18 protein-coding genes are annotated in these 16,813 nt (G+C 51.5%); 7 read left to right on the top strand and 11 right to left on the bottom strand.

Annotation, left to right across the window (positions count from 1 at the left end):
* Positions 1-20: 20 nt before the first annotated feature.
* Genes EYZ66_RS06270 through EYZ66_RS06260 form a run of 3 tightly spaced genes read left to right on the top strand, consistent with a single transcriptional unit; the run spans position 21 to position 4,125 of the window.
* Positions 21-1,025, top strand: a complete 1,005-nt coding sequence (locus EYZ66_RS06270) for an NADPH:quinone reductase (RefSeq protein ID WP_009576397.1) — start codon at positions 21-23, stop codon at positions 1,023-1,025.
* Entirely contained in the window at positions 1,012-2,586 is a 1,575-nt protein-coding gene (locus tag EYZ66_RS06265; RefSeq protein ID WP_050793434.1) for a carboxylesterase/lipase family protein, read from the top strand. Before EYZ66_RS06270 ends, EYZ66_RS06265 begins: the two co-directional genes overlap by 14 nt.
* A 12-nt stretch (positions 2,587-2,598) precedes the next feature.
* Complete coding sequence (locus EYZ66_RS06260) at positions 2,599-4,125, top strand: BCCT family transporter (protein ID WP_009576399.1); 1,527 nt, start codon at positions 2,599-2,601, stop codon at positions 4,123-4,125.
* A 15-nt stretch (positions 4,126-4,140) separates the two neighbouring features.
* Here the strand turns inward: EYZ66_RS06260 and EYZ66_RS06255 are convergent, their stop codons facing one another.
* From EYZ66_RS06255 to EYZ66_RS06235, 6 genes are all read right to left on the bottom strand, one after another.
* The gene (locus EYZ66_RS06255; protein ID WP_009576400.1) at positions 4,141-4,467 is read right to left on the bottom strand and encodes a hypothetical protein; all 327 of its coding nucleotides are present in this window, start codon (positions 4,465-4,467) and stop codon (positions 4,141-4,143) included.
* 42 nt (positions 4,468-4,509) lie between these two features.
* Positions 4,510-5,013, bottom strand: a complete 504-nt coding sequence (locus EYZ66_RS06250; RefSeq protein WP_160195624.1) for an RNA polymerase sigma factor — start codon at positions 5,011-5,013, stop codon at positions 4,510-4,512.
* Positions 5,014-5,033: 20 nt separating this feature from the next.
* Positions 5,034-5,405 carry a DUF6249 domain-containing protein gene (locus EYZ66_RS06245; RefSeq protein WP_009576402.1) on the bottom strand — a complete coding sequence of 124 codons (372 nt, stop codon included), beginning with the start codon at positions 5,403-5,405 and terminating at the stop codon, positions 5,034-5,036.
* Between the two features lie 30 nt (positions 5,406-5,435).
* Entirely contained in the window at positions 5,436-5,561 is a 126-nt protein-coding gene (locus EYZ66_RS14355; protein WP_009576403.1) for a hypothetical protein, read from the bottom strand.
* A gap of 146 nt (positions 5,562-5,707) precedes the next feature.
* On the bottom strand, positions 5,708-7,033 hold the full coding sequence (locus EYZ66_RS06240) for an MFS transporter (RefSeq protein ID WP_009576404.1): 1,326 nt from the start codon (positions 7,031-7,033) through the stop codon (positions 5,708-5,710).
* Between the two features lie 74 nt (positions 7,034-7,107).
* Entirely contained in the window at positions 7,108-8,961 is a 1,854-nt protein-coding gene (locus EYZ66_RS06235) for a DUF3604 domain-containing protein (protein ID WP_009576405.1), read from the bottom strand.
* A 219-nt stretch (positions 8,962-9,180) separates the two neighbouring features.
* On the opposite strand from EYZ66_RS06235, the gene EYZ66_RS06230 reads away from it, so the two are divergent.
* A complete protein-coding gene (locus EYZ66_RS06230) occupies positions 9,181-9,972 on the top strand; it encodes an enoyl-CoA hydratase/isomerase family protein (RefSeq protein WP_009576406.1) in 792 nt (263 codons plus the stop codon).
* On the opposite strand, the gene truD is transcribed toward EYZ66_RS06230, so the two are convergent.
* Positions 9,969-10,961 (bottom strand): tRNA pseudouridine(13) synthase TruD, encoded by a 993-nt coding sequence (gene truD / locus EYZ66_RS06225; RefSeq protein WP_009576407.1) that lies wholly within the window; start codon positions 10,959-10,961, stop codon positions 9,969-9,971. The genes EYZ66_RS06230 and truD overlap by 4 nt on opposite strands.
* Positions 10,962-11,119: 158 nt before the next feature.
* On the opposite strand from truD, the gene EYZ66_RS06220 reads away from it, so the two are divergent.
* The 3 genes from EYZ66_RS06220 to EYZ66_RS06210 all read left to right on the top strand — a co-directional run bounded on the left by EYZ66_RS06220 (position 11,120) and on the right by EYZ66_RS06210 (position 12,237).
* Positions 11,120-11,416 carry a DUF2970 domain-containing protein gene (locus EYZ66_RS06220; protein ID WP_009576408.1) on the top strand — a complete coding sequence of 99 codons (297 nt, stop codon included), beginning with the start codon at positions 11,120-11,122 and terminating at the stop codon, positions 11,414-11,416.
* A gap of 156 nt (positions 11,417-11,572) precedes the next feature.
* Positions 11,573-12,031, top strand: a complete 459-nt coding sequence (locus EYZ66_RS06215; RefSeq protein WP_009576409.1) for a hypothetical protein — start codon at positions 11,573-11,575, stop codon at positions 12,029-12,031.
* Complete coding sequence (locus EYZ66_RS06210; RefSeq protein WP_009576410.1) at positions 12,031-12,237, top strand: helix-turn-helix transcriptional regulator; 207 nt, start codon at positions 12,031-12,033, stop codon at positions 12,235-12,237. Before EYZ66_RS06215 ends, EYZ66_RS06210 begins: the two co-directional genes overlap by 1 nt.
* Positions 12,238-12,425: 188 nt before the next feature.
* On the opposite strand, the gene EYZ66_RS06205 is transcribed toward EYZ66_RS06210, so the two are convergent.
* The 4 genes from EYZ66_RS06205 to EYZ66_RS06190 form a co-directional block, all read right to left on the bottom strand.
* The gene (locus EYZ66_RS06205; RefSeq protein WP_009576411.1) at positions 12,426-12,908 is read right to left on the bottom strand and encodes a hypothetical protein; all 483 of its coding nucleotides are present in this window, start codon (positions 12,906-12,908) and stop codon (positions 12,426-12,428) included.
* A 121-nt stretch (positions 12,909-13,029) separates the two neighbouring features.
* A complete protein-coding gene (locus tag EYZ66_RS06200; protein ID WP_040816885.1) occupies positions 13,030-13,383 on the bottom strand; it encodes a hypothetical protein in 354 nt (117 codons plus the stop codon).
* Positions 13,384-13,690: 307 nt separating this feature from the next.
* A complete protein-coding gene (locus EYZ66_RS06195; protein WP_009576413.1) occupies positions 13,691-15,082 on the bottom strand; it encodes a DUF2130 domain-containing protein in 1,392 nt (463 codons plus the stop codon).
* Positions 15,083-15,293: 211 nt separating this feature from the next.
* Positions 15,294-16,658 carry a ribonuclease J gene (locus EYZ66_RS06190; RefSeq protein WP_009576414.1) on the bottom strand — a complete coding sequence of 455 codons (1,365 nt, stop codon included), beginning with the start codon at positions 16,656-16,658 and terminating at the stop codon, positions 15,294-15,296.
* Positions 16,659-16,813: the final 155 nt, after the last annotated feature.

Here is a 16,813-nt window from a genome sequence, read left to right as displayed (position 1 = left end):
TTACAAAAGGACATTAACGTATGAAAGCGGTTTGGTTTGAAACATTTGGCAACGCTAATGATGTACTGATTTACGGCGACCAACCCACCCCAACACCAGCACCAGGTGAGGTTTTAGTGAAACTTGCTTACGCAGGCGTAAACCCCTCGGACGTCAAAAAACGTGCTGGCGCCTTTCCAAACCTGCTAGACGCGGGTTTGGTGATACCGAATAGCGATGGCGCGGGCAAGATCGTTGCCGCGGGTGAAGGTGTCGCGGAATCTCGCGTGGGTGAAACGGTGTTCGTCTACCAAGGTCAGTACGGGCGCCAACTTGGCACCACCGCCGAATATATCGCAATAAACTCTATGCGAGCCCCCAAATTACCGGATCACATCGACCCAGCCATTGGAGCGTGCATAGGTATCCCGATTATGACAGCGCATCGCTGTGTGTTTGCTGATGGCGACGTTAAGGATCTCACCCTTTTGATTACCGGGGGCGCGGGTCGCGTGGGCTACTACGCTATTCAATGGGCCAAGAACGCTGGCGCAAAGGTAATTGCGACCGCCAGTAATGACACCGACAGAGACCTGTGCCTGACACTTGGAGCTGACGCAGTTGTGAATCATCGCGATACAGACTGGGGCACCCAAGTACTAGAGCAAACCTATGGCCAAAAGGTCGACCGTGTGGTGGATGTCGAGTTTGGCGCCAACCTCTCGGAAGTGCTTAAATGCATACGCATTGGTGGCACCATTGCCACTTATTCGTCCACTCAAGTTGCGGCTCCTCAGCTGCCCTTCCGAGACATGATGTTCATGGACTTAACAGTTCGTATGGTCATCGTATACGCTATGCCCGAGACTGCAAAAACTCAGGCGGTCGCCGACACGTTTAATGCCTTAGATAAAGGCTGGATGCGGCACCGGATAGCACACCGTGTCCCCATGAACCAGCCAGCGCTCGCCCATGAGTTAATCGAACAAGGTGGCTTTGGCGGCTGCGTTGTTATCAAAATCGACGAAAGCAATGGCGATCAGTAGCCAATTTAAACACCTTACTAGAAGATTGTGGTCCATTTTGCGGGCACACGCCCGCATCCTTTTAATTGTCGGCATTAGCACCGCAGCCGCAACACAGGCACAGGCACAGGCACAGGCACAGGCAACGACATTAATCGCAGATAAGACCTATCAGGGGTTTGAGCGCGATGGCATCGCCACGTTTCTAGGCCTACCCTATGCACGAGCCGGCCGTTGGCAATCGCCGTCATTAATCCCAAAATCAGTTGCTGAACAGAGCGCTTCAGCCACACAGTATGGTCCGGCCTGCAGTCAAACTCCACACATCATCAATTGGTATCGTGGTGTGATCAACGATTTTGGCGGCAATCCAGATTCCTTCCCTGCCCCTGCTTTTTCAGAAGATTGCCTGAGCTTAAATATTTGGGCCCCAGCGAACCCGAAAACCAAAGCCCCAGTTGTGGTCTACATACATGGGGGCAGCAACAAAGGCGGCTGGTCTTATGAGCCAAACTATGTAGGGCATACCTTAGCCAAAAAAGGGATCATTGTCGTCAGCATCAACTATCGCCTTGGGGTTTTAGGCTTCTTTGCGCATCCACACATTCCAGACCCGAACTTTGCGCTTCTGGATCAAATTACGGCGCTACAGTGGGTTCACAAATACCTCGGTCAGATTGGCGCCGACACCAACAATGTCACCATTATGGGCGAATCCGCGGGTGCGAATAACATTAATTTTTTGATTACTTCACCTTCGGCACGTGGTTTATTTGCCAAGGCGATACACCAAAGCGCGGGCTGGGCCATTAATGGCAGAGTCGAACTAGCAGCGTCTAAAACGCTAGCATCCAAACTGACCGAAGCTGTCACGGGTAGGGCCGACGATCTGCAGTCTCTTCGAGCACACCCAGTCTCTGATTTATTGCAGGCCGCGTCCCCCATTTACCAAGATCACTACTTTGACCCGATCCCCGGCACACCGAGTTTGCCAACGCCGGCGCTTGACGTTTTTGAGGCAGGTACCTTTAACAAGGTCGATTTACTGATTGGCTCGAACGCTGATGAGTGGTTAATGTATTTGTCTGACGACCAGACCTTAAGTGCTACCATCGCCGAATTGGTTCCAAAACAAAATCGCGATGCGGTTGCAAGCCTACTCGCAAAGAAAACCGAACAGGATGCCTTGGACAGCTTAATTACCGCACACAACTATGTGTGCCCCTCGTTCAACATCGCACGCTATGTCAGACACACGGGGGCGAGGGCTTGGATGTATTATTTTACCCGCGTTCGCGACGGCGAATTAGCGAATAAAATGGGCGCCTACCATGGCGCCGAGCTGCCCTACGTTTTCGGAACACATGACGAGTGGCTACCAACATCACAGGTAGATCTTGAACTGAGCGAGCAGATGATGTCCTATTGGGCCAATTTTATTCGCACAGGGAACCCCAACAGCCCAGGACTGCCAGATTGGCCGGCGTTTGATATGAACCATAGCACGGCAATACTGAACCTACCCTATCGAGCAGGTGTGCACCCCGAAGCAAGATTGTGTGCTCTGTTAAGCGAACAATAATAAGGAACATCCATGAGCACAGATACCCCTCCACAGTCGGTTGATAAATGGACTTTTACTGCAACTATTCTGTGCATTTTAGGCGTTGCAGCACCTTTATTATTGGCCCCTCAGGCTTCTGCTAGAATTGTCGAGCAAATTTACGATTACCTGACCACGAATCTTGGCCTGCTGTACTTGTGGTATGGCATTGCAGCCCTTATTTTTCTGTTGTATCTAGGCTTGGGCAGGTTTGGTTCGGTGCGTTTGGGTGCGCCCGACTCCCGCCCCGAATACGGTACGCTAAGCTGGGTGGCCATGATTTTTTGCAGCGGTGTCGGCGCTGGCATGTTGTATTGGGCAGTCATAGAGTGGGGTTACTATTTAGACGCACCGCCCTTTGGTATGACACCGCGTTCCACCGAAGCCACAGAATGGGCCGCAACATATGGCCTATTCCACTGGGGCATTAGTGCTTGGGCGTTTTATTGCTTACCTGCCATCGCCATCGCCTACCCCTACTATCGTCGCAACGTACCCTATTTGCGCTTAAGCACCGCGTGTTTAAAGTACTTACCTCGTGGCGTCGAGAGTAAGCGCGGCCGATTCATCGATTTTTTGTATATGCTTAATTTAATTGGTGGCTCTGGCACTTCTCTAGGTTTAAGCACGCCCATGATGGCAGCGAGTTTTGCAGAGCTAAGCGGGCTATCTCACACCTTCTGGCTAGAAGTATTCTGTGTGGTATTTTGTATCGCCATATTCGGCACCAGCGCGTGGCTTGGGTTGGACAAAGGCTTTAAACGACTAGCAGACCTAAATACCTGGCTGGCATTCACGCTGTTGTTTTTTGTACTTGCTGTTGGTCCGAGTTTATTCATTCTAAAAGTAGGTACCAACAGCATTGGTTTGGTTCTACAAAACTTTTTACACATGCTAACTTGGACAGACCCGATCGAAAACACTGGATTTGTCGAGAACTGGACCATTTTTTATTGGGCTTGGTGGGTAGCTTATGGCCCCTTCGTCGGCATTTTTGTCACGCGAATCAGCCACGGCAGAACCATAAAACAAGTGGTATTTGGCATGTTATGCTTTGGTAGCTTGGGTGCTTGGTTATTTTTTATTATTTTTGGTAACTATGCACTGCACTTAGAGCTTTCAAATCTTGTTCCCCTGTCAGAACTGATCGCCGCAGGGCAAGAAGCGCGCGCGATTACAGAGGTATTCTTATCCTTACCGATGGGTACTCTGGCTCTGTGTGTCTTTTTGATCGTTGCAGTCATCTTCTTGGCAACGACCTACGACTCTGCGTCGTACACCTTGGCCTCGGTCTCGACCAAACACCTAACGGTGGGTCACCACCCGGCCCGCTACTTGCGGGTATTCTGGGCCGTCGCTTTGGGCATTATTCCAATTTCATTGATGTTCGTGGAAGGCTCATTGAAGGTGATTTTATCGGCTACGATCATCGTATCGCTGCCACTCTTAGCGGTTGGATACATGATGGCCAGTTCTCTTTTGCAGCAGTTGCGCGAAGATTACCCAACTCTACAATAAGGACCATCTTCAACATTAAGAAAACAGGCGCGCTCTCTTCAAACCAAACACACACAAACCCGCTACGGTATAACTCGCCGCGGCCATCAATATCACCCGCACCACGTTCACGCCCGAGAACGTGCCGACCCACGTCATGATCCAACCGGTAGCGGGACTCATCAATAAACCGACGAGTGCGGGCAACAAAAACCAAAGTGCCCACTTCAGTCGCTGCCGAAGTCGTTTCGCAGCCTGATCTTGAGCAATAAGCGTTAACGTGTAGTAACTGAACAGCTCTTTGTTGCGCTGCTGGTACTGCACGTCTTTTTCTTGGGCGATGATGTCTTCAATAGATCGCATGGTAATCACCTCCGCTGACAGCCACACCGTGGCTGAGTAAATTTACGCATGGCATTGTCGCAATACCTCCATCGCTCGACTCAGTTTAGATTTAACCGTTCCAGCTTTTAAACTCGTGAGCTGCGCTATTTCGTCCACCGTATGGTCGTACACGTATCGCAAAGTGAACAGCGCACGATCTTCTGGCTCTAACGGCCGTATTAACCGGAAAAACTCAGAGTCCTCGCCGAGCTCCGGCTCGTGCGAGGGCTCACTGACGGTATCGATATCAATGTGTGACGGTTGCTGCTTAAGCGCGTCTTTGAAACAGTTGACTGCAATACCGGTTAACCAGTGCTTATAGCTTTTACGGGTATCGAAACTCGCTAAATACGTGTAAGACTTTAGGAACGTTTGTTGGGAGATATCTTCTGCCAGGCTGCGATTACCTGTGGTTAATCGCATACCCAAGCCAAACAAATAATCGGCGTATCGCTGTATCAAGACCCCATAGTGATGACTACCACCGCTTAGGGTCTTGTTTATCAAGTCGATATCCGAGTCCATGCTTACTCTGCGTCGTTGTTTTACTTTTTATCGTAAATGCCGTAGGCCAAAAAGGCGAGGCCTAACAACGCAACCAACAGGCCAGCACTCATCACCACGTTTGCATTCAGGCCCACTTTGCCAATCAACGCGATACCAAGGCCGATTCCCGTCAATATAGCGCCGATCTTGATATCGTTCATGGGCTTAGGCTCTTCGACATACCCTGGAATGCTTTGCAATAACTCAGGTGTGAGGTTTTGCCCACTATCGATCACTTTTTGCAGCGACTGATGAAACTGCTCACGCTTTTTATTGCTGAAGTTCAGCGCAATCCAAACAATCATCACCGGCATGCCAAACACGAAAACGATCGCAAAAATGGGGATAATACCTTCAAAAAAATTTGTCATAACATGTCCTTACTTGGATAAATTTAGGTTTTATAGCGTGTGACCCGTGCTTAATAGTGCCGCCCGCAACAAGCCCATCCAAACCAGCGCCATAGGGACACCTACAACACATACAATGGCCAGAATAGGACCCAATACATCAATACTGCAGCGCATAATCGCCTCGGTCGCAACGCGACTTTGTGGTACTCAATAACTAATACCTGCGTGCACCGCAAAACGTTGCAACGAAAGTAAATTAAATGGGATTTTATTTAGCTAAGTGCGCATACAGAGGCTGACTCAGCCCCCTAGCCAACGAATTATTGGCTCCGAGCCTGCACAGCGCGCACGTATGGCTTACGCGCCAGCAGTGCCAGTGCAAGTGCGGGCGGGAACACCAAGGCGGGCAACAAGGCCAAGGATGCATTGAGCGCCGCGTCATCGGCAAACACGAAATCTGTGAGCATAGCGACCGCACTGGGACCAAAGGCCAAGCCAAACAGATTGGTGAAGAACAGCAGCACCGCTGAGGCCTGCGCGCGCATAGCATTGGGCGTGACCAGTGCTACTGCAGTGACCCCTACCCCGAAATAGGCGTTCAGAAATAAGACTATCGCCCACGAGGTCGCGATTGCGATATCCGCATGACCCGAAAGCGGCCCGTAAGCCACCGGGATACCCCACAAGACGCAGACGAACACGATAATTCGTAACGGCGCGTCGATGACACCTTGTTGCATTAACCACGAGCACACCCAGCCTCCAGCCAAGGTGCCAATACTTCCCGCAATAATAAAGACCGTTCCAAACTGGGTGCCTGCCACGCTTCGATCAACATCGTAAATACGTATGAGCATTTCGGGGTACCAGGCCATAACGCCATAGCCGACCACCGACATCAGCGACATCGATCCAATAATGCCTACATAAAGCCGCGCATTAGATTTAAAAAACGCCCAGACCTCACTCAACGGAAGTCCCGTACTCGCAGGCGTTAACTCGCTCTGTTGACGCGGAGGCTCTGGCAATAGTTTAAGCGCTAAGGCGACCACAAACCCCGGCAAGCCAACGGCAATGAAAGTGAGCTGCCACGCCTTGATTTCACCCAAAAAGCCAGCCTGAATGGGCTCAAAGGCCACAAAGTATTCGTAAATTGCACCACCGAGTATGTAGGCTAAACCGCCTCCCAACGTAATACCCAGACTGTAGACTGCGGTTGCTTTGGGCAACTTTTCGGGCGAGTAAACATCTGAGAAGATCGAGAATGCGGCGGGAGACAAGGCGGCCTCGCCTACCCCAACCCCCATGCGCGCTACAAATAGCGTTCCAAAATTTTTGACTAAGCCACAGGCAACCGTCATAGCCGACCACACCACGATGCCGATAGATATGATATTGAGCCTCGGATATCGGTCTACTAAGCGTGCGATCGGCAGCCCCAAAGCAATATAAAACATAGAAAACGCAAAGCCGTGCAGCAAGCTATACTGAAAGTCGCTGATATCGAAATCTTGCCGAATGGGGCCGATCAGCACCGCCATGACGTTGCGGTCGATGAAGCTTAGGACATACGCAAGTAACAGCAGAATCAGAGCCATGTTGGCTTGCTTTGCTGTGTACACTGTTGCGGTTGATTGCTTTGACATAGGTCTAGTTTACTATCCCAGATACGTGAGTATGCAAGTACCCAGGCTCAGATCGATCAACGCCTGCTTTAAACCTACGGATTCACCCAAATCGGCGAGGTATACGCACGCTCTTGATGCACTCGCTGAGCCTCTACTGGATGATCAACACCCAGCGTAGCCTCATCATAAGCCGTCCAGCGAGGAGTGGGAATCTCGAGGACCCGCACGTAGTAAAACGCGCGCTCGCTGGCCTGATACTCAGGATCTGACCACAGGGTGCTTAAATACTCAGCACCCACCGTATTGGCATACGAACCGGATTGAAGGTTTACTGTGCTTTGCACAGGCTCCAGACGACCGTTTACGATCTGTCGATCGCCACCCCAAACCACATCAAACACCTTTTCGTGCAATTGCCCGTTCGCGTCTAACCAGCCTTTAACGATCTGAACACGGTCAAGATTGGCGCCTGCGGGGTCTTTTTGTACCGCCACATAAAACATGGGACGCTGATCACCTTTGGCTTGTAACTCGCCGCCCATGGGTACGCCCTGCTCGTACAAATAGGCAATACCGTTTGCTTGAGCCACTGTATCGGAGTCTAAGTCCCAACCGCCAAAAAAGCGCACGCTTATTCTGGGGCCCGTGGTGGCATAGACCTCTTTGCGCTGCATAGCATCGAATATAGCCTCGCGGGTGTTTTCTGTAGCCCACACAGCCGCGTAGCCCGAGGCGACTTGCTCCCAAGCTTGAATCACCAAGTCGTTGGGGCCAACCGTTTGGTCGTTCCAGTCTTGATGATCGGCAATGGAGCCCTGGGCTCGAATAATCATAAAGGGGCCGGCGTTGCGCTTGGGTGAACCCGGGTGATAATTAGCCGCCTTACCCCAGAAATTATTGTCGTCGGCCGTTGCCAAACTCGTGTGCGCGTCGGTCGAGCCAATCATGCCGAACTGATAAGGGTTAGCGCCGACCTGTTCGTCGATTTGCAAACCCAGCTTTAAGGCCGAACGCGCGTATTCGTATTGCAGCATGTTGTTGCTTTTTTGCTTGTTGCCGCCCAGGTTACCCTTATCCCAGGTGCCGTAATCGGCGAACTCGTCGTCGGGTGACAGCCACGGATGTGTCTCGCTGTCGCCTTTAATTTGGGTTACTTCCACAACCGGTTCCCAGCGCGCACGAGCATTGGCGTAATCTTTGGTCATGGCGCTGCCATCGTACTGCGTTAGCGCAAACATACGGCCATTACTGACATTGCCGTTGTGCGGAATGGCCAAAGCTTTGCCGCCCGTCGTTTGTTCGTAGCTGTCCATGTACTGCCACAAATCGCGGGGGTCGTGACTTTCTAAAATCGAATAGGGCTTAACTTGGCTTGTGCGCGCTTTGCCATCGCGAAACATCACGACGCGGTGCAAGTTGTCGCCACCGGGCATTGACGTCCACTCAAACCCAGCAATGGCGCTGAACGTGCCGGGGGCATTGGCTTGCTCGGCCATTTGAATGCTTTGCTGCCACGTGTCCTCCCGAATCAGGGCGGTATCGTCTTTCGCGTCTTCGGTTAGATTTGCCATATTCATAATGGCGGTAAAAAAATCTTGGGCGAGCTGGCCGACGACCTTCATCATATCGCGCTCGCGATTGACTTTAAGCGCGCCTAAGTACGCGGAGTGGTCGGACACCACCAAAAAGTCGAGCGGACGGTCAAGCTGTGCACTGACGCCCGGACTGACCTCAACGACTTGCCCTTTCGCGAAAGCATACGCTTTTGACGGCGGCAAATCGGTATTGCCGATGATGTTGGCATCGGCCGAGAACGAAGAATGCAAGTGGGTATCGCCCCAGTAGACTTGGCTTGGATAATCATTGCTCGCACCGACGGCCTGCGCCAAAACGAGTCCCATACCCCATATCGCGTTCTGAATTAGGGGCTTACGCGTCCCAAACATAGCCAGACTCCTTGCTTATTATGCGGTAATCGTAAACTAGCAGATGTCGGATATGAATAAACTGAGCATAAAGCGAATAAGCCTTTTAGACGAAGACATGTCTCTTGGATTGTCTTGATTGCTTCTTAGCTGCCCGCTCTGGACGTTTGAGATGGTTCTTAAATGGCGCGGGTAACGGTACACTGAGGTAACACTGAATCGTCAACGAGTCTGGCAAAAATGAACGCAGCTAACATCCGATATGGCGTCGAGAAACGTATTGCGACCCTGACGCTTGATCGCACAGAGGCCCGAAATGCCCTAACCCTAGACATGATGTCCGACCTTGCCGACGCGGCGCGCACAATCAGTCGAGATACTGAGATTTATGCGGTTGTTATTCAGGGGGGCGGTGACCATTTTTCGGTGGGTGCTGACTTATCGCAACTGAACGTTGGCGATGTACCTCAATCTTTACTCGAACAACGTCAGACCGCGGAATTGGGCGGCGAACTCATTAAAGCCATCGCCGACATTCGCCAACCCACTATCTGCGCTATCCAAGGGATAGCCACGGGTGGAGGCGCCTGTATTGCTGCTGCCTGCGATTTTCGAATTGCTACCAGCAGCGCCCGCATTGGCTATGGCGAAGTCAAGTTGGGTATGAACCTCATGTGGCAAGCCATTCCGTATGCGGTTGAATTAATTGGGCCTGCTCGAGCCAAACGCATGATTATGTCAGGCAACCTGTTCTTGGCCGAGCAGCTGTTGGCTTGGGGCTTCTTAGATGAGGTATGCGCACCCGAGGACCTCGACAGCACCGCTCAGACTTGGGCAGAAGAGTATGCTGCCCTGCCCCCTGTTGCCGTGCAAATGATCAAGCGCAGCATTAATCGTTACTCGAACCCACTGGGGGATGCCATTATGCACATGGACTCAGACCAGTGGCTGTTAACCACGCAAAGCGAAGATTTTGGCGAGGCCATCGATGCGTTTTTGAGCAAGCGCAAACCGCAATTTAAAGGCAACTAAACGCTAGGTTGAGACCAAGCACACAGTTCGCGCAAGACCGAGGTGGCAAACGCGCCGGTGCCTAAACTGAAACTCAGTGTTAGCGTGCCCTCGGCAAAACTCGACTCTAGGTCGGTCACTTTAAGCCGCAGGCTTCTGGAGTCGGGCGCCACACGCGCCTTATCGAGCGCTTTTTGCCAATGCGCGGGCTCGATACCCGAGCCTTCACCGGCTAGGGGCAACGCAGGATGTATGTCCATATGAGCACAGCGATCAATGAGCTCAGCATCAATTTCTGAGATCTCGAACACGCTTTTAGAACCCTGCAAGTTGGCCTTATCACCTTCGATCAATTGATTCCAAGTACCCGCCTCCACACGTTCGCCCAGCGCTTGATTAAACAGATGCGAGCGCATACTCGATATTGCCAGGCTACGCTTGTTGCGTGATAACCGTTTACCTCTGGCCCAGGCCTCGGCAAGACCTAAGTTACCGCCCTCGCGGCCAAAGCGCTGCTCGCCGTAGTAGTTGGGCACGCCTAACGTATCGATGGCGTTTAAGCGCTGCGTGACGGCATTGGTATCAATTGGCTCGCTAAACCTCAGCACAATACGAAAATGGTTGGCGTCGTGGGCACCTCGGCGTAGTTTGCGCAGGTGGCGCTCAACGCGAAGCACTTGGACGCCCTCGGCAACAAACTCAGCCCAATTGGGCTTGTGCCAACGCGGCACACTAAACCATTGCTGGGTAACCGCGTGACGATCTTTCATACCCGAGAAACCCACATCGCTTAAGGGTACATTGGCGAACTCAGCCAGGCGCTGCGCTACCCACTCGGTGTTAGCGCCGATCTTTTGGATCCATAAAAAATCGTGTTCGCCGTCGCCGCTGGGTTCCCAACCTAAGGCTTCGGTGACCTGAAAATCTTCGGGTTGGGTTCTAATTTGCGCGTGAAATAAAGGGGCACCGTGCGCGTGTGGCAACTCATTGACTGCGGAAGTGTGTGTCATGCCAGAGGTCTACTAACAGAAAGACGCAGTGTACCTCAGTTGAGCAGATAGAGCCCATGCACCCATGAACAATTATTGTGACCAGAGAGTCTCTTAAGGTTTGAGCGCCTAGCGTTTGGTATGCTTGGCAACCAATACAGTGTTAAGAAGCGACGCGTTTGTCAGAGATACCCGTCCAAGATGAATCGGCCAATAGCAAACAGCCCAAAGCCGACACCGCACAGCCAGAAAAATCGCATTGGTTGGGCCGCCCTGCCCCACACGAAAAGCCCCTGGGGTTTTGGCATGTCTTTGTCATTATTTTATCGGGCCATTTGGGTGTGCGCACCCGTGCGCAACGCGAGGAAGATTTTAGACGCGCCAATGGTTTACACATTGTCATTGCCGCGTTCATTTACTTTGTGGTGATCGTTGCGGGTTTGGTGGTATTTGTGAACTGGATCGCAACATCGTAGCTTGAACCATTTAATCTCGAGCGCCTCTACTCAGAGGCATCAGAACAACGTATCACACAAAATACAATTCTTAGAGTTTTGTAAGACTCGCCAACCCACTTGCCCTAAAACCTTACAATATGTAAAGTATGCATTACATATTGTAAGGAGAAGACAATGTACTTTTTTCAAATTCGCCCACTGGGGCAAGCACTTATCTCATTGGCATTTATGGCTTACACACTCATTAATCTGGCACAGCTTAGCGCCGCCGGTGCTCTGAACGCTGCATCACTTAAGACACTCTTTTGGCAAGCTGCCATTGCACTCCTAATAGCTGAGATCGTTTTTCATGCAAGCTTGGCCATTGCGTTTTGGAAGCAAGTAAATGCGGGGGAAGATGAGCGTGACCACGACATCGAACAAAAAGCGATCGTAAACAGCAACTACGCGCACGGCGGCTTGCTGGCCATCATATTCCTTGCGGCATTGGGCCACGACCGAGTACCCGCAGACTTTTACTTTACCGAACTGGCAACACACTACAATATCGCCATTCTAGCCGCCATGGGCTATTTACTGATTGATGCGATCAAACACGGTGCTCAAGCCATCGCCTATATTCGGGGTAGCTAATGGCGATTACAAACAAAGTAAAGTTGCATCGAGTAATGTGCGGTGACATCACTCAGGCCTACCTAGCCGAGGCCATTGGCGTGTCGCGCCAGACCATTATCGCCATCGAAAAAGGCACCTACAAACCGTCGCTCGAGGTGGCCTTAAAAATGGCTGCGCACTTTGGTGTCAAGGTTGAGGATGTTTTTCAGTTAGATGGTGTGTGAGAAAGGCTCGACTCCCACTGGAACGGCTACTGTATCTTCGACCGAGCTTTAGGTGATAGCGACAACACTCATTCATGAGGAGCCAGCGCGATCGCGGCTCTGAGCAAACGTCTAGCCGTCTTATCAGCAGGCAAAGTCAAGTTTCGCGCTAGTGTTCTGGATGGGCGCCACAGGCGCCTACGTTTACGCTAATTTATGCTGTTTATGAGATTAAGCACCGGCGGCACGAGTAAACCCGCGACCAGAATCAACAAAAGACCGCTTTGGAACCGCAGTGTGGCCTGAATAGATTGAATCGCCAACTCAAGAGGCGCTATGCGATCCTCAAGCGCATTGAAACGCTTCTCAAACTTCGCGTCTTGTTCAGCGAACCGTTTTTCGAATTTTGCATCCTGCTCTGCGAACCGTTTCTCCAATTTCGCGTCCTGCTCAGCGAACCGCTTCTCGAATTTCGCATCCTGCTCTGCAAACCGTTTCTCAATTCTCAGGTCTTGCTCCGCAAAGCGCGCATCAAGGGTTGCATCGAGGTACCCTTTGGTCACCAAATTATCGACGTACATGCCCATGGCGCGCCCCATAGTAATTGCGTGTATCTCTGCCACCTGCCGCTCTACACCAGCATCGGTAAGCTGTTTAACGTACTCCAGAGTATCAAAGTTGAGTGCTGCCACGTCAAGTTCCTTGTTGGTTAAGACAGGAACTAGCTTAGAGCGTTAAGGTAGTATATGGGTCATCTGATTCGGTCATTGGCAATCATAAACGCCCAAACAACACTAGGAACTGAAGGCAAGATTAAACGACTAGTTTTGCTAGTTGAGGCAATAGCACTGCAGCGACAACAAGGGCTTGCCCCCACTTTAGCACCCGCATATCGCTCTCGGCTTTATTGAAGCGTTGTTCGAATTTCGCGTCTTGCTCTGCGAAACGCTTCTCAAATTTCGTGTCTTGTTCTGACAGACGCCTTTCAACCTTTGCGTCAGATACGTCAAAACGCGCATCCAAATAGTCTTTGGTAACCAAATTGTTAACGTAAAAACCCATGGCCTGCTCCATCGTCATAGCGTGGATTTCCGCTACTGACCTCGCTACACCAGCGTCGGTGAGTTGTTGGACGTATTTCAAAGTATCAAAGTTGACAGCTGCCACGTCAAGATCCTTGTGTACATAGTGAACAGGTAGCTTAATTTGCAATGTCTAGGATTAGGCCATCATCTAGAACCATTAATCATCACCAAGCGTCAATTGTGTGCCCCACTATCACTAGGCTTACTTAGCAAGAACCATAAAGCCCTTGCAAAACATTGAACACTAAGACACCGATTTGAAGTGCGGCGTTACCAATTATCGATAAATCCTGTGATCGAGTGTGATAACGAACGATAATGCCATCCTCACTCCGACAGGAGTTACATCCGACAGCATGGGCTTGTAGTACCTGGCCGTAGGCTTAAGGCTAGCCCTCCCCCAACTCCTTAAACTTCTGCGTCATGGTCTCGTTATTACGCGTCAGCTTCTTAATGGTGACGTCCTGTGCCTTGTCATTGGCAAGGCGTAGCTGACGATCGCTGCTAATGAGCGCATCCTTGGTTTTTTGCAGGTGACTAATGGACTTATCGATCTCATCAATCGCGGTTTGGAATTTGCGCGAGGCGGTCTCGTAGTTTTTGCTAAACGCGTCTTTGAACTTCTCTAAATCGCTTTCAAAGTTGGTGATATCGATGTTTTGTTCGCGAATCAGTGCCAGCTCCTGCTTGTACTTTAGCGCATTGGTGGCGGCGTTTCGTAACAAGGTAATCATCGAGATGAAAAACTGCGGACGCACAACGTACATTTTGGGGTAGCGGTAGCCCATGTCCACAATGCCGGTATTGTATAGGTCACTGTCAGACTCTAGCAGGCTGACCAGCACCGCGTATTCGCAGCCTTTCTCGTTACGGTCTTTGTCCAGCTCTTTTAAAAAGTCTTCATTGCGCTTTTTGGTCGCGGTCGTATCGGCCTCGTTTTTCATTTCGAACATAATCGACACAATCTCGGTGCCCTGCTCGTCAAAGTCTTTAAAAATAAAATCGCCTTTGCTGCCGGTGCGCGCGTCGTTGTCTTTCTCGAAGTAAGCTCTGGGGAAAGCGGTAGCGCGCAGCTGGTTAAAGGCCACCTCGCAGTGTTGCTCTAAAGTCTCGCCCAGCATTTTGGTGCTTAGCCGGGCTTTCATATCTTTGAGGCGCTCGATAGCGTCGTCGCGGTCTTTAATCTGCTGCTCGTACTTTTCTTTGAGCGCGTTTTGCGAAATTTCTTTCTCCATTTGCGCCTGCGACAGCTGACTGTTGAGCTGGTCGCGCTCTTTCTCGATTAGGTTAACAGCCTGCGTCACCGCCAGTTGCTGCTCGACTTGCTTGGCCTGTAACTGGGCTTTTAGAGCCTGAATTTCTTCTTCTTTTTGGCGATTGGCGTCTTGTAGCTCTTTGGCACGCTGGACTTCGGCCAGTTTCTCGGCGGCGTCGCGGTCACGCTGGGCGTTGACCAACTGGTTCTTCAGTGCATCGCGTTCCTGCTCGACAGCGCCTAGCGCCTCTTTTAGCGCCAGTTGTTTGGCCACTTCCGCCGCCTGCGCCTGGGCTTTAAGCTCCTGAATAAGCGCGTCTTTTTCTGCGGCGGCGGCCTGTAGCTGACTTTGCGCTTGGGTTTTCGCAAGCTCTAAGGCGTCGCGCTTTTCCCGCTCGGCCAGTTCCAGGCGTTTGGTAATTTGCTCGTCGAATTCGTGGTCACGGATTTGCTTAAGAATATCGGCATAGCCGGTCTCATCAATTTTAAAAGCAGTGCCACAGTTGGGGCAGCGAATGTCGTTCATGAAGACCTCGTATCATTTATTTGATCATTCTAGCAGTCAGTACTTGCATCTTGTGTTTGCGTTATTATGCGGGATGAACAAAGCGCCTGACCACCATGGGCCTTTTTATCTAATCCGGCCACTACTTACTTACCTGCCACGCGACACTAATTAGATAGGTGAAATTTGCATGACCAGCAATTTCGACGTCAGATTTTTATAACCATCTCATTCACACCAGTTGCTGAACAACAGATACGAGTTTTTCCTCGCGCTCTAACCATTCTAAACGCCCCGTATGCGCCCAGCGTTTGCGCACCCCAGGGATAGGCGCGAGGTAGAACAAGTCGCCGTTTTGCCCCTTTAGCGCTTGCTGAACGCCCGCAGCGCGAGCGATACGAGCATTGGCCTGCATATGCTCAGGTTCTCCATGCACGGGGACGGCGAGCTTCGGTCGCAGAACACGGTACAGATCGCTCAGATCATCAGCACACGGGTGGCCCGACGCATGCAGCAGCAGTTCGCTTTCATCGGCATGTATCACGGTTACCCCGCGCCCACGCAATAAGGCGATTGAGCGCGCCACCGCCTCCTCATTCCCGGGTATCGTCTTGGCACTAAAAACAACCGTATCGCCCTCGCCGACCGACAGATGTCGATGAATGTCAGTCCCTAACTTATGCAAAGCCGCGCCCACCTCCCCCTGGCTTCCCGTCGCTAGGGCCAGAATTTCATGGGCAGGTAAATATTCTAAATGCCTCGGGTCAATGGGCCGAAAATCGGGCTGCAGCAAACTGTTCGCCAGCGCATTGCGGTACATGTTTTCAAGTGATCGACCCAGCAGCCCTACGCGACGACCCGTCGCGTGAGCTAACTGCAACACCGACTGCATGCGCGCAATATTGCTGGCAAAGCAGGCCACAACGACCTTACCGTTTAAGGGCGAAATGACGCGCAATAAACCCTCGGCAACCTCACCTTCAGTAGCAGAGCGCCCGGGTTTTGTCGCGTTGGTCGAATCACACACGACCGCGTCTACCGCCTGACGCGCCAAAGCCTGCCAGCTATTGGGCGCCCATGCGGTGCCCACGACAGGTCGCGCATCCGATTTCCAATCGGCGGTATGCAACACGCTGTAGCTACCCGCTTGAATATGTAAGGCGCACGTTTCTGGCGTGGAGTGCGTCAGCTGCAGCCACCGCACATCAAACTCCCCTATGCGCCCAATATGATCTGGCGGGACTTCGATTAGCTCGTTTGGCAGTGGTTTGTCGAGCGAAGCAAACTTGCGGCGAAGCACGGTCGCAGTAAAGGGCGTTGTGTAAATGGGGCACCGCAACTGCGCCCAGAGGTAAGGCACGGCACCAATGTGGTCCTCATGCGCGTGAGTTATGATCAGGCCATCTAACAGCTGATTGCGGCTGACGATAAACTGTGGATCAGCCATTTGAATCGATGGCCGTAAACTATTGTGTTGTTGCTCGAACGTAATGCCACAATCGACCATCAACCAGCGCCCCTTGTAGCCATATAAGTTCAGGTTCATGCCAATCTCGCCGGTACCACCCAGGGGCAAAAATACGAGATTGTCGGACACGAGGGTGGTTCCTTGTTGGGACGAGTTGAGGACGATTAAAGACAGCCAAGCCGAGGGCGCTATGATAGTGCTTATTGACAGGTAGCGCACACATTGGCGCTGGTGAATCGCTAATTCGCAACTAAGGGCGGCCCCAAGTACCAAAGTTCAAAAGA

The sequence above is a fragment of the Aequoribacter fuscus genome, from assembly GCF_009910365.1.
GTDB classification, from domain to species: domain Bacteria; phylum Pseudomonadota; class Gammaproteobacteria; order Pseudomonadales; family Halieaceae; genus Aequoribacter; species Aequoribacter fuscus.
This window is presented reverse-complemented; position numbering and strand designations above follow the sequence as displayed.

Coding starts and splice junctions, on each gene's coding strand:
- EYZ66_RS06250 (WP_160195624.1), bottom strand. CDS start 5,013: ATGGACTCGGATATCGACTTGATAAACAAGACCCTAAGCGGTGGTAGT.
- EYZ66_RS06235 (WP_009576405.1), bottom strand. CDS start 8,961: ATGTTTGGGACGCGTAAGCCCCTAATTCAGAACGCGATATGGGGTATG.
- EYZ66_RS06195 (WP_009576413.1), bottom strand. CDS start 15,082: ATGAACGACATTCGCTGCCCCAACTGTGGCACTGCTTTTAAAATTGAT.
- EYZ66_RS06255 (WP_009576400.1), bottom strand. CDS start 4,467: ATGCGATCTATTGAAGACATCATCGCCCAAGAAAAAGACGTGCAGTAC.
- EYZ66_RS06240 (WP_009576404.1), bottom strand. CDS start 7,033: ATGTCAAAGCAATCAACCGCAACAGTGTACACAGCAAAGCAAGCCAAC.
- EYZ66_RS06270 (WP_009576397.1), top strand. CDS start 21: ATGAAAGCGGTTTGGTTTGAAACATTTGGCAACGCTAATGATGTACTG.
- EYZ66_RS06230 (WP_009576406.1), top strand. CDS start 9,181: ATGAACGCAGCTAACATCCGATATGGCGTCGAGAAACGTATTGCGACC.
- EYZ66_RS06245 (WP_009576402.1), bottom strand. CDS start 5,405: ATGACAAATTTTTTTGAAGGTATTATCCCCATTTTTGCGATCGTTTTC.
- EYZ66_RS06260 (WP_009576399.1), top strand. CDS start 2,599: ATGAGCACAGATACCCCTCCACAGTCGGTTGATAAATGGACTTTTACT.
- EYZ66_RS06215 (WP_009576409.1), top strand. CDS start 11,573: ATGTACTTTTTTCAAATTCGCCCACTGGGGCAAGCACTTATCTCATTG.
- EYZ66_RS06265 (WP_050793434.1), top strand. CDS start 1,012: ATGGCGATCAGTAGCCAATTTAAACACCTTACTAGAAGATTGTGGTCC.
- EYZ66_RS14355 (WP_009576403.1), bottom strand. CDS start 5,561: ATGCGCTGCAGTATTGATGTATTGGGTCCTATTCTGGCCATTGTATGT.
- EYZ66_RS06210 (WP_009576410.1), top strand. CDS start 12,031: ATGGCGATTACAAACAAAGTAAAGTTGCATCGAGTAATGTGCGGTGAC.
- truD (WP_009576407.1), bottom strand. CDS start 10,961: ATGACACACACTTCCGCAGTCAATGAGTTGCCACACGCGCACGGTGCC.